Genomic DNA, 12957 nt, shown 5'->3' with positions numbered 1-12957 from the left:
AGTTACGTTCTCACTCCTTTTTTCTAGCGCTATGAACGCACAACATTTAGAATTTTTCAATGCTGGTATTTCCGGCAATAATACACAAGATTTATTGGATCGCTTACCTGAAGTGATTGATTTAGGCCCAGATTGGGTGTTGCTCATGGTCGGCACCAATGATATGTTGAATTCTAACAAATTTGTTTCCTACAATGATTATGAAGAGAATTTAAAAACTATTGTGAACAAATTGCAAGAGCAAGGGGCTACTGTTATTTTGATCAGTCCGCCGACGGTAGACCCGATTTATCTTTTTGAAAGACATGGGGAAGCTAACTTCAAAGATAAACCCATGAAAAAGCTATATGCTGTGCAGATTTATATGGAAAAGCTCAGTAAGAAGGAGGGAGTTTATATGGTCGACGTTTTTAAAGAATTTCAAAACAAGAATATACCTATTCATAATGAGGATGTTTTTCTTATGAACCAAAAGAATTCTGGCAAACGAGATGGGGTGCACCCCACGGCAGAAGGGTATCAACTGATTGCGGAAACAATTGCTGTCTCGCTTGACAAGCAACAAATAGAATTGAATGGAAAGGTAATTTGCTTCGGCGACTCCATCACCTTTGGTATGGATGTCTTGGGCGAAGGAACGGTGGAAGGTGAGACCTATCCGGCTTTTTTAAAGAGAATAGTAATGAAGAAAAATAATAACGATTAATGAAGTTGAGAAATAAAAGTTGCTGGCTTGTTTTGTTGGCAATCGGTTGTTTGTTGTCTTTTACGGCTTGTAAAGAAGCTAAAAAAAATAATATAAAAGAAGAGATTGCAGATAGTAACAATCTTCATCAAAAAGCAAAACTGATTGTTTTGGCAGGCCAAAGCAACATGGTAGGGGGCGGTAATAGAGCCAATACCGATTTGCCATCTTCCTATCCGAACATAACCTACATCAATCAGGGTTTTAGTTCTGGATTAAAGCGGCCGGGAGCACATTCTTTTGGTCCGGAACAGGGTATTATGCAACAGTTAACGCGAAAATATCCGGAGCAAGATTTTGTACTATATAAATATGCCGTTGGAGGTTCTTCTTTGTACGATTGGTTGCCCGAACAAGATTCTGCAAAGGTAGCTGAAATGGGGCACCCTAAATTTGGGAGTCTATATGACAGTTTATTGAAATATCTCCCTAAACAACTAGATAGTAAAACACTTCATCCAGCTGCATTTCTTTGGATTCAAGGCGAGACCGATGCCCGTTTTCCCCAGGCAGGTGAAGAGTATTTTGAAGGTTTTAAAAGTTTGATACAAAGTTTTAGAGAAGATGGGGGCAACCTGAATGTTCCGGTCATCATCGGGCAGGTAAATCCACCAGCAGAAAGATACCCTGCCGCTTTAGCGGTAATGGCGGCACAATCAAAGATGACCACGGCTTTGCCGAATGTTCAAATGGTGAGTCTTGAAGGTATTTCAAAACGGGAAGATAACCTGCATTACAATACACCGGGGCAAATTGAATTGGGGAACCGATTAGGAGAAAAGTTGAATTCCATTTTGGAGTAAATCAGAAAGTATATGAATATTAACGGAGCGGATAAAAAAGCCAATACCTACGATGCCATTGTTATTGGCTCGGGAATCAGTGGTGGCTGGGCTGCCAAAGAACTCACTGAAAAAGGTCTAAAGACTTTGGTACTGGAGCGAGGCAGAATGGTGGAACATGTTACGGACTATAAAACGGCCAATACACCGATATGGGATTTTCCGCATAGAAACAAAATCCCTAGAAAAACGAAAGAAGAGAACCCCATTGTAAGTAGGTGCTATGCCTTTCGGGAAGCTACCGAAGATTTGTTCGTCAAAGATGATGAGCACCCCTATGAGCAGGAAAAACCGTTCGATTGGATCAAAGGGTATCAAGTAGGCGGTAAGTCGCTGATGTGGGCACGGCATACCCAGCGATGGAGCGATCTTGATTTTGAAGCAAATGCCAAGGAAGGAATAGCGGTAGACTGGCCCATTCGTTATAAAGATTTAGAGCCTTGGTACAGCTATGTAGAAAAATTTGCGGGAATCAGCGGAAATAGAGACGGATTAGAGCAAATACCGGACGGCGAGTTTTTGCCACCTATGGAAATGAATTGCCTTGAGACCCATTTTAAAGGGGAACTTAAAAAGAAGTTTCCCGATCGAGATTTGGTCATTTCGCGCACAGCCAACTTAACCGAAGGAAAAAAGGGTAGGGGCCCCTGCCAACATCGAAATTTGTGTAAACGCGGTTGTCCGCTAGGGGGGTATTTTAGCAGCAATTCCGCCACTTTGCCGGCTGCTCGTGAAACAGGCAATTTAGAGATGAAGACCCATTCCGTGGTGCATTCCATTTTAATTGACCCGGTGACCAGTAAAGCAACAGGGGTTCGGGTGGTAGATGCCAACACGAAAGAATTCAGTGAGTATCACGCAAAGATTATCTTCTTAAATGCGGCTACCTTAAATTCAACCTTGATTTTAATGAATTCTGTTTCGGACCGATACCCAGAAGGTTTGGGCAATGATAGTGGGGTGTTGGGACAAAACTTGATGGACCACAATTATAATGCCCGAGTTCAAGGCGATTGGGAAGGTTTTGAGGACAAATATTATGAAGGAAAAAGACCTACGAGTACCTATTTGCCTCGATTCAGGAACTTTAGAGATGATAAGCGCCACGAATATTTAAGGGGGTTTGCCTACTCCTGTGGTGGATTCAGAACGGCTGGTACGCCCGAACAACATTTTTTAATGGGTAATGACCTTATGAACAATCTAACGCAGGTGGGGCCATGGAAATGGAACATGCTGGGCATGGGTGAATGCCTTCCTTACAAAGAAAACAAGGTCACCTTGAGCAAGGATAAAAAGGACGCTTGGGGTGTGCCTTTACTGCAAATTGATGCGGAGTACAAAGCCAATGAACTCAACATGCAAAAAGATATGGTCGTTGCCGCCATGGAAATGCTCGATACCCTAGGTTTTAAAAATGTGAGGGATATGGGCGAAAGACGAAATTTCGGACTCAATATTCATGAAATGGGAACGGCCAGGATGGGCCGTGATTCTAAAACCTCGATTCTCAATAAGCACAATCAAGTTTGGGGTACACCTAATCTTTATGTAACCGATGGCGCGTGTATGACTTCAAGCGCCTGTCAGAATCCGTCATTGACATATATGGCATTAACGGCCAGGGCAGTTAACCACGCCGTGAAAGAACTGAACAAACAAAACCTGTAAGAAATGAAAAGAAAAGATTTTTTGAGATTATCAGGTTCGTTGGCCGTGGGCACGGTAACTACGGCCCCCGCTTTATTGGTTTCGGGTTGTGAGCCAACACCTCCCGTGGTACGCGGAAATATCACCGAGAAAGATATACCGTTACTTAATGAAGTTGCCGAAACCATTTTACCGGCTACCCAAGATGTTCCGGGTGCAAAAGCGGCAAACACAGGTGATTATATTTTTATGATGTATACCGATATGCTTAAGGATGATGACCGGGCTCTTTTGCTAACGGGTATCAATAAGCTGGATGCCGATGCTTTTGAATTGTTCAAAAACGATTTTATCAATTTGGAAAAGGAAAGGAAAATCTTCTTGCTGCGAAACTACCATAACGAGGCTTTTGCCTATGGACAACAAAAGGCGGCAGGATTGCCCTCCGACAAGCATTTTTATAGCCTTTTCAGAAGTTTGACGTTGTCTGGATATTTTAGTTCGGAAATAGGTTCGACCAAGGCCAGGATCTATAATCCCGTTCCAGGAGGATTTACGGGCTGTATTCCCTTAAAACCGGGACAGAAGCCGTTGGGGTAACCATAAATTGATATCAATAAAAAACCCTCAAAATCTAATGATTAAGAGGGTTTTTTTGTACTCGAGATGGGACTTGAACCCATACGGCCATAATGGCCATTGGATTTTAAGTCCAACGTGTCTACCAATTCCACCACTCGAGCCTGCATTGGTAACGCATACCATAAAAAAACGCCGGCAAGCGGCGTTAGTTTTGAGCGAAAAACGGGATTCGAACCCGCGACCTCCACCTTGGCAAGGTGGCGCTCTACCAGCTGAGCTATTTTCGCATTTAAAAGAACAAACTAACTTGGTTTGTTAGCGGAGGCAAATTTAATACAATTCTATAAATTGCAAAGAAAAATTTGCTTAAAACTTAAGTAGGCAACCTTAAGTATTGAAATTGATGATTTTAAGAGGTCGCTTTTTGCTTCTTGGAAAGCATTCGCTTTATTTCGTTCAATTTCATCAAGGCTTCGACCGGTGTGAGGGTGTTGATGTCTAAATGCACAATTTCTTCTTTAATCTGTTCCAAAAGCGGGTCGTCTAGGTTAAAGAAGCTGAGCTGCATCTCATCTTGGGCAGATTGAAGCTTATCGGTTAGTTCATCGCTGCTATGCGATTTCTCTAATTTCTTTAAAATTTTGTTCGCCTTGTGAATTACCTGTTGGGGCATGCCGGCCATTTTGGCAACATGGATACCAAAGCTGTGTTCACTGCCCCCCGGGGTTAATTTTCGAAGAAACAATACATTGTCTTTAAGTTCTTTCACCGAAACATTGTAATTTTTAATACGCTCGAAGGTATTGGCCATCTCATTGATTTCGTGATAATGGGTGGCAAATAAAGTCTTTGCGCGCGCCGGATGCTCGTGCAAGTATTCGCTAATGGCCCATGCAATAGAAATACCATCGTAAGTACTGGTGCCACGGCCAATTTCATCGAGTAGAACCAAACTACGTTCGCTGAGGTTGTTCAAAATAGATGCCGTTTCGTTCATTTCTACCATAAATGTAGATTCGCCCATAGAAATATTATCACTGGCGCCCACACGTGTAAATATTTTGTCTACGTAACCGATTTTAGCGGCTTCTGCAGGTACGAACGATCCCATTTGCGCCATAAGTACGATTAAGGCCGTTTGTCGGAGAATGGCCGACTTACCACTCATATTAGGGCCTGTAATCATGATAATCTGCTGGTCTTCTCGATTGAGCAGCACATTATTGGCTATATACTCTTCCCCCAAAGGCAGCTGCTTTTCAATAACAGGGTGTCTACCATTGGTAATTTCAATATCGGTAGACTCATCGACAAGGGGTCGCACATAGTTGTTTTCCTTGGCCAATTGCGCAAAACCACATAGACAGTCGAGTTGCGCTATCTGTTGGGCGTTATTCTGAACGGGATTAATATATTCCTGCATCCAGACAACCAATTGAGAGAATAATTGTTGTTCCAAACTTTGAATACGTTCTTCTGCACCTAAAATTTTCGCTTCGTATTCTTTTAATTCTTCGTTGATGTAGCGCTCGGCATTGACCAAGGTCTGCTTGCGTGTCCATTCTGGCGGAACTTTATCCTTGTGCGTATTTCTTACTTCTATATAGTATCCGAAGACGTTGTTCGATGCTATTTTTAGCGAGGTGATGCCCGTGCGTTCACACTCCCTTTGCAACATCTTATCTAAATAATCTTTGCCCGAGAAAGCTAGCTCTCTCAGTTCGTCAAGTTCTTGAGAATAGCCATCGGCAATGGTCTTGCCTTTCAACATGTTTACGGGTGCCTCTTCGTCTAACATTTCTTTTATGCGTTCGCGTAGCATATCACAGGTATGCAACTGGTCTGAAATGAGTTGCAGGGCTTCAGAAGAACTTTTTGCGGTCAACTGCTTAATGGGAACGATGGCCTCTAATGAATTTTTTAGCTGCACAACTTCTTTGGGGTTGATTTTTCCGGTGGCCACCTTAGAGATCAAGCGCTCTAGATCTCCCATTTGTTTAATGGCCTGTTGTAGTTTGAGCAATACGCTTTCCTCTTCCAGTAAATGGGAAACAACTTGGTGCCGACGTTTTACTTTTTCAATTTTTTTTAATGGGAGGGCCAGCCAACGCTTTAGCATTCTGCCTCCCATAGGTGAAATGGTCTTGTCTAAAATATCCAAAAGGGTAACCGCATTTTGATGTGGAGAATGGTACAATTCTAAATTTCGAATTGTAAAACGGTCCATCCAGATATATTCTTCTTCGGCAATACGTTTTAACGTACTTATATGTTGAAGTTGCCTGTGCTGGGTTTCCGATAGGTAATGTAATACTACGCCCGATGCGATTACACCGTGATTGAGATGGTCGACACCAAAACCTTTCAAGGTATTGGTCTTAAAATGATTAGTGAGGGTTTCTAGGGCGTAATCTTCTTGAAACACCCAATCTTCCATATGAAAAGTGTGAAACTGGTTGCCAAAAAGTTCGGCAAATTCTTTTTTATGCGTTTTAGGCACCAAAACCTCATTGGGGGAGAAGTTCTGTAATAGCTTGTCGATTTGCTCTTCGGTACCTTCAGAAGTTAAAAACTCTCCGGTAGAAATGTCGACAAAGGAAACACCCAATAATTTTCTTCCAAAATGAACGGCACATAAAAAGTTGTTGGCCTTGGCATTTAAGATGTCATCGTTCATGGCCACCCCAGGCGTCACCAGTTCGGTTACCCCACGTTTAACGATGGTCTTGGTCATTTTCGGGTCTTCTAACTGGTCGCAAATGGCAACTCGCTGCCCTGCTTTGACCAACTTCGGTAAGTAGGTGTTTAGCGAATGGTGCGGAAAACCGGCCAATTCGGTACGGTCACCCCCATTGTTTCTATGGGTAAGTATAATGCCCAGAATTTTTGAGGCTTTTACGGCATCTTCCCCGAATGTCTCATAAAAATCTCCCACGCGAAAAAGTAACAGCGCATCAGGATATTTAGTCTTGATGCTGTTGTATTGTTTCATTAAAGGGGTGACCTTTTTTGCTTTTCTCATAGTTGCCTTAAGCGATTAATTTAACCTATTTTTGCCCGTAGAATTAAAAGAACGAATGTATCGATTTTGTTAGCGAAACTCCACATTTGTTGATATTTAGGAATAACTTTTATAAGAACCGACAACCAAAAGAATGCAGGAAACAAGATAAATGAGAAAACTAAAGAACGAAGAGCTTGAAAGGTTAGATGTAGAGGAATTTAAACAGGCTACCAAAACACCCTTGGTCATAGTTTTAGATAACATTCGAAGCCTTAATAACATCGGGTCAGTTTTTAGAACTGCGGATGCCTTTCTGATAGAGAAGATTTTCTTATGCGGAATTACCGCTACCCCACCGCACAAAGACATTCGCAAAACAGCACTTGGCGCTACGGAAAGTGTTGCATGGGAGTACAAAGAGAAAACCATTGATCTCATCAACGAATTAAAGACCGAGGGATATGATGTGCTGGCCATTGAACAAGCCGAGAATGCCCAGCTTTTAAATTCTTTTGAAGCGAGTAGTTCAAAAAAATATGCTTTGATTTTCGGTAATGAAGTAAAAGGTGTTTCTCAAGAAGTGGTCAGTCAAAGTGACGGGGTGATTGAAATACCTCAATACGGTACAAAACATTCTTTAAATATCTCGGTCAGTGTCGGGATAGTAATTTGGGATTTTTGGTCAAAGCTGAACCCTTAAGACCTAAGCTTTTACCGCCGGCAGGTGTACCGCGAATTTCAATATTTTATCGACGATGGTTTCATAGTCCTTATTATTGTTCACAAAGTCGAGATCTTCTAAATCGATGACTAAATTGTTCTGCTCTGGGTAACTTTTAATAAAGTCAAAATAGCCCTTATTGATTTGTTCCAGATACCCCACATCAATACTTTGTTCGTATTCGCGGCCTCTCTTCTTAATGTTTTGAATAAGTCTATCGGTAGACTGGTAGAGGTACACATATATCTTTGGCTTTCTTACCTCTTTGTACATTAAATGAAACAACTTTCGATAAAGCTCGAATTCATCTTGCTGCAACGTAATACGTGCAAAAATCAGCGACTTGTAAATGTCATAATCGCTTACCATAAAACTTTTAAAGAGATCGTACTGAGAGGTGTCATCGGTAAATTGCTGATAGCGGTCGGCCAAAAATGACATTTCTAGCGGAAAGGCATATCGAGACTGTTCTTCATAGAATTTAGGTAAAAAGGGGTTGTCGGCGAACCGTTCTAAAACTAATTTTCCGTTGAAATCTTCAGAAATTTTATTGGCTAAGGTTGTCTTGCCTGCGCCGATATTTCCTTCTATGGCAATAAAGTTGGTATTTGCGAAAAGTTCTGTTCTGTCTTTATAAAGTCTGAAAGTCGTTTTTTCAAGTTTCCCCTTGTCCCTGCACTCCTGAATCAGGTTTCTCGTGTCTTTATTTACTATCGGGTGGTAAAACTGAGGTGCAATATCGGCCAATGGCTTCAAGACAAATTTCCGATAACACATTTCGGGGTGGGGTATGACCAGTGTATCTGAAATAAAGGTTTCCCTCTCATAATATAAAATATCGATATCGATACTGCGGGCTTGGTAGCCATCCTCTTTAAAACGAATTCGGCCAAGCTTGTTTTCAATAGACAAGAGCGTGTCGAGCAATTTTTGGGGCGGTAAGATAGTATTCACCGAAAGGCAAATGTTCAAAAAATCATCTGACTCAAAACCCCAAGCACTACTTTGATAGATAGGTGATATGCGCTGAATATCTCCGGCAGTCTTCTGAATTTCAAACACTGCGGTCTGTAGGTTGTTCAGAGTGTCTCCCAAGTTACTCCCAAGCGATAAATATGCTAATTTCTGATCGGCCATAATTGTAAGACAAAATAACAAAAAGAAGTGGGTAAGTTCATCTAAGTCTTATTAATAGTTATTCACCAAATGCCGATATCGCAATAATTTCAGGGTTCGAATTGTGACTATCTTTCGTATTGGGGTCTAGATACCCCGATGGCGTATATGTGAACTCGGTTAATTGAGCAAAAATAAACGGCACAGTTCATTATCTTTGGCCCGAATCAAGTCGTGCTTACCACTTGACACGTGAATTTTGTTGAACTAGGGGTAGCCGCGTTGTACTTGATGTAACATTTGATCTATTGATACGTCCAATTAAATTGACAACAGATTTTTAGCATATGAAGTTTTTAAGAAACCTACTTGCAGCGATTTTGGGCTGTATTATAGCCTTTGGCTTAATTTTTATGATGTTTATTATTTTCGCTAGCATAGTGGGCAATGCGGAAGACACCGTTTCAATAAAAAATAATTCGGTTCTTGAACTTCAATTAAAACAACCGATCAGCGATTATGTGGGTGATAATTCGCTTGACCCGTTTGCCGGTGGTCTATTTGAGCAAAATCAGGGACTTGATGAAATTCTTCATGCGATTTTAGTAGCTAAGGATGATAAGGATATTAAAGGAATCAGCATCAATAATAATTTTATCATTGCCGGTTTGGCACAAACTCAAACTATTCGCAGGGCACTCGAAGATTTTAAAGAGAGCGGTAAGTTTATCTACACCTATGGCGATTTCTACATACAGAAAGATTATTACCTCGCCAGTGTGGCCGATTCGGTTTTCTTGAACCCTGTTGGGGCGCTTGATTTTAGAGGACTTTCTTCGGAAGTGCTTTTCTTTAAAGATTTACAGGAGAAAACGGGAGTGAAGATGGAAGTTATTCGCCATGGTAAATACAAAAGTGCCGTAGAACCTTTTATAGCCAATGAAATGAGTGAAGCCAATCGTTCTCAAATAAAAGAACTGATCGGTTCTTTGTGGAATTCGATGGTCGATGATATTTCAAGAGGTAGAGACATCAGCGCAGAAAATCTAAATATAATTGCCGACACCCTAGGTGGCCGATCTCCGGAGTATGCCTTGGCTTCAGGTTTAATTGATGATGTCATTTTCTTTGACGAGTATGAACAAAAGTTGAGAAGAGCTCTTAATCTTGAAGACGACAAAGATTTGCATATAGTTCAGCTAGAAGACTATGTTATTCGTTCCAATAAAAAGAAAATCAAGAAAGGCGAGGGCAAAGTCGCTGTAGTGTTTGCCCAAGGAGAAATACTATATGGTGAAGGTGGCCCAGATGTTATAGGGCAAGGTATCATAAACGAAGCGATCATCAAAGCAAGGGAAGATGACGATGTAAAGGCTATTGTCTTAAGGGTGAATTCGCCTGGGGGCAGTGCATTGACCTCTGATATTATTTGGCGCGAAGTAGAGTTGACCAAAGAAGTGAAACCAGTGGTGGTGTCTATGGGCAATGTGGCCGCTTCCGGTGGTTATTACATCGCTGTTGGAGCCGATAAAATTTTTGCAGAACCGACCACGGTGACCGGTTCTATTGGGGTTTTCGGTATGGTGCCCAATATGGCGGAGCTTGCTGAAGATATAGGTGTTAATGCCGAACAGGTCGGTACCAATAAGAATTCGGTAGAATACTCTTTGTACGAACCCATGAACGATGGCTTTCGAACGGTGGTTCAAGAAGGTATAGAAAGTACTTACGATACATTTTTACAGCGAGTTTCGCAGGGGCGAAACATTTCAATGGCTCAGGCCGATAGTCTGGCCCAAGGCAGGGTGTGGAGTGGGGTAGATGCTCAGCGTTTAGGCTTGGTCGATGAATTGGGCAATTTAGAGGATGCTATTGAAGAAGCGGCAAAAATGGCAGAGCTTGAAGAATATGGTATTAAAAAATTCCCGAAATACAAATCAGGATTGGAGCGATTTATGGAGGATTTGGGTGGAGCTAGTGCCAAAATCAAAAATAATCTTATTGAAGATGAAATCGGGGTAGAGGCCCATACTATCTTAAAGGAAGTAAAACGCGCTATGGATCAAAAAGGAGTGCAAGCGAGAATGCCTTTTGTTTTAGATATTAAATAGTAACAAACTTTGATTTATATAAAAAACGCCCCGATATTTCGGGACGTTTGCATCTTACACTTTATAATAAATCTTACTTGACCAAATTAATCTCTACACGCCTGTTCTTCGCTCTGCCATCTTTGTACATGTTAGTAGCGATAGGTTTGGTCTCACCGTAACCAACAGCTGAAAGTCTAAAGGCGTCAACACCTTTTTCAACTAAGAAATCTTTTACCGAAAGTGCTCTGGCTTCCGATAATTTTTGATTGGTCGTTGCACTACCAATGCTATCGGTATGCCCTTCAACAGTGAATTTGGCATCGGGGTATTCATTTAAAATCTCCATGATATCTATTAGGGCCTCTGTAGATTCCACTTTAATTGTGGCCTTCCCGGAATTGAACAAAATGGTCTTTGCATATTCGTTCAATGACTTCTGCACTTCTTCGGTAACCTCTGGGCAACCTTTATTGGCGACCGTACCTACTTTATCTATGCATTCATCGTCTTTGTCAAGTATTCCATCACCGTCGGTGTCAGGCCAAGGGCAACCATTGTTTTCGATAGGCCCTGCTTCTTCTGGGCAGTTATCATCTTTGTCTAAAACCTCGTCGCCATCAGAATCTATCCAAGGGCAACCGTTGTTCGAAACCTCCCCGGCTTCTTCTGGACATTGGTCCTCATTATCTAAAACAGTATCCCCATCGGTATCGGGCCATGGGCATCCATTGTTTTCAATCGGTCCGAAAGTTTCTGGGCATGCATCTTCTTTGTTTACGATTCCGTCTCCATCTTTATCTTTAGGTTTTCCCTGATAAACCGGTATTTTCAAACCGGCATAGATATCGGCGGCTTTTGAGTTATCGCTAACCAATAATGAAAGTACCGAACCTGAACCGATATATAACGGACCTGCTCTTAAACCGGCTCCCCATTGGGCACCTGAGCCCTGCACTATGCCTACGGGCATATAAAAACTGAACCATTTGCTTTCAAAACGAGGGGTAAGCGATACCGTATTGGCCATTCGGCTTACATTTGTTTTGGTTGCAGAACTTAAGGAAAGGTCTCCGTTAAGGTTCAGATAAAATCTTTTACTTAAATTATAGTCTACATTTAAATGTAGGGCTGTGGGCAGCATCCATTTTGAAGAGGCACCAGAACCTGTTTGGGTATAGAGGTTTTCAAGAAGTTCTTCAATCGTTTCTTGGTTCTCAAAATCATCTTCATTGACAGTACCTGTGATATTATAAATATTTTCAGTGCCATTCTTATAGTTTATACTACCGATGTCGGTCAGAGAAAGTCCAACTTTTAACTTGTATTTATTCAGGTGCTTAAAGGTTTTACCGTTGGCTGAGTTGTAAGATGCGTAATCGGGTCTCCATTCGTAAATAAAGCCGAGGTCGGCACCAAAACCTGTGGCTCCATCTACGATTTCAAGTTCAAAATCATCAAAATCTTCGCTGATGTTTTGACTATGGCCATAACTAACCTCACCTTGAGATGCAATACTGCCTGTAGTGTTACCGCCACCAAGATCAGAGCCATCTGCATCGTAGGCAACATTTACATCGCTACCGCTGGCATAGGCATTACCGAGGCCTTGTAGGTATTTTAATGAAAGCCCGCCTTTTAAAAAGTGTTGGTCTTTGTTCACTAATACCGTGGCATAAGAAAGACCGATTTCTGCCCAAGCATTGGCGGTTAAATAAAAATCATCTTCGTTCACCAAAAAATCTTCACTTTCATCAAAACCGTTGGCAACGCTCTCATAGGTTTGACCATTTATTTTATTAATGCCATATCCTATTCTACCTCTCGAAAACAAGGCGATAGAATTGGTCGGGTTTATGTTGAACATAAACGAAGGCCCGAGAACATCGGCATTACCCAATAGATTGTTCTCGTTCTTTGCAGATTTATTTCCGTTTTCGTCAAAATCGAAGTCCGCATCAAGAACATCTCCCAATTTTACTCCGTAATAATCATTTCCGAAAAAAGCGCTTGCTCCCGCAATGTTGAAATCGGTCTTGAACCGTGAGTCTACAATATTTGCAGGGTTGCTTATAACGCCATGTACCCCACTGTAATTATCTGAAAGATATCCAATGTAAGATTGGGCCTTAATACCGCTTATTGCTAGTAAGAGCAATCCCCCGGTAATTATTGTTTTTTTCATGCTTGGTAATTTTTAGGTTATT

9 protein-coding genes and 2 tRNA genes are annotated in these 12957 nt (G+C 41.6%); 6 read left to right on the top strand and 5 right to left on the bottom strand.

Annotated features, from left to right (window positions below; translation table 11 throughout):
* Positions 1 to 31: 31 nt before the first annotated feature.
* The 4 genes from IV512_RS07675 to IV512_RS07660 are packed head-to-tail and all read left to right on the top strand — an operon-like array spanning position 32 to position 3837.
* Complete coding sequence (locus IV512_RS07675) at positions 32 to 706, top strand: GDSL-type esterase/lipase family protein (protein ID WP_209402111.1); 675 nt, start codon at positions 32 to 34, stop codon at positions 704 to 706.
* Entirely contained in the window at positions 706 to 1548 is an 843-nt protein-coding gene (locus IV512_RS07670) for a sialate O-acetylesterase (RefSeq protein ID WP_209402110.1), read from the top strand. The genes IV512_RS07675 and IV512_RS07670 overlap by 1 nt, the downstream gene beginning before the upstream one ends.
* A 12-nt stretch (positions 1549 to 1560) precedes the next feature.
* A complete protein-coding gene (locus IV512_RS07665; RefSeq protein WP_209402109.1) occupies positions 1561 to 3258 on the top strand; it encodes a GMC oxidoreductase in 1698 nt (565 codons plus the stop codon).
* Positions 3259 to 3261: 3 nt separating this feature from the next.
* Positions 3262 to 3837 carry a gluconate 2-dehydrogenase subunit 3 family protein gene (locus tag IV512_RS07660; RefSeq protein WP_209402108.1) on the top strand — a complete coding sequence of 192 codons (576 nt, stop codon included), beginning with the start codon at positions 3262 to 3264 and terminating at the stop codon, positions 3835 to 3837.
* 58 nt (positions 3838 to 3895) lie between these two features.
* On the opposite strand, the gene IV512_RS07655 is transcribed toward IV512_RS07660, so the two are convergent.
* The 3 genes from IV512_RS07655 to mutS all read right to left on the bottom strand — a co-directional run bounded on the left by IV512_RS07655 (position 3896) and on the right by mutS (position 6841).
* Positions 3896 to 3980: transfer RNA gene (locus IV512_RS07655), tRNA-Leu, on the bottom strand.
* 53 nt (positions 3981 to 4033) lie between these two features.
* Positions 4034 to 4106, bottom strand: a tRNA-Gly gene (locus tag IV512_RS07650).
* A gap of 122 nt (positions 4107 to 4228) precedes the next feature.
* Positions 4229 to 6841 (bottom strand): DNA mismatch repair protein MutS, encoded by a 2613-nt coding sequence (gene mutS, locus IV512_RS07645; protein ID WP_209402107.1) that lies wholly within the window; start codon positions 6839 to 6841, stop codon positions 4229 to 4231.
* A gap of 151 nt (positions 6842 to 6992) precedes the next feature.
* On the opposite strand from mutS, the gene IV512_RS07640 reads away from it, so the two are divergent.
* Positions 6993 to 7523, top strand: a complete 531-nt coding sequence (locus IV512_RS07640; protein WP_209402104.1) for an RNA methyltransferase — start codon at positions 6993 to 6995, stop codon at positions 7521 to 7523.
* A gap of 3 nt (positions 7524 to 7526) precedes the next feature.
* Here the strand turns inward: IV512_RS07640 and folK are convergent, their stop codons facing one another.
* Positions 7527 to 8681 (bottom strand): 2-amino-4-hydroxy-6-hydroxymethyldihydropteridine diphosphokinase, encoded by a 1155-nt coding sequence (gene folK, locus IV512_RS07635; RefSeq protein WP_209402103.1) that lies wholly within the window; start codon positions 8679 to 8681, stop codon positions 7527 to 7529.
* A 326-nt stretch (positions 8682 to 9007) separates the two neighbouring features.
* Here folK and sppA point away from each other — a divergent pair, with 326 nt between their 5' ends.
* Complete coding sequence (sppA, locus tag IV512_RS07630; RefSeq protein WP_209402101.1) at positions 9008 to 10771, top strand: signal peptide peptidase SppA; 1764 nt, start codon at positions 9008 to 9010, stop codon at positions 10769 to 10771.
* Between the two features lie 73 nt (positions 10772 to 10844).
* Here sppA and IV512_RS07625 read toward each other — a convergent pair whose 3' ends face one another.
* The gene (locus IV512_RS07625; protein ID WP_209402099.1) at positions 10845 to 12935 is read right to left on the bottom strand and encodes an OmpA family protein; all 2091 of its coding nucleotides are present in this window, start codon (positions 12933 to 12935) and stop codon (positions 10845 to 10847) included.
* Positions 12936 to 12957: the final 22 nt, after the last annotated feature.

It is taken from the genome of Pseudozobellia sp. WGM2 (assembly GCF_017810075.1).
In the GTDB taxonomy this organism is placed as follows: Bacteria; Bacteroidota; Bacteroidia; order Flavobacteriales; family Flavobacteriaceae; genus JADNYK01.
This window is presented reverse-complemented; position numbering and strand designations above follow the sequence as displayed.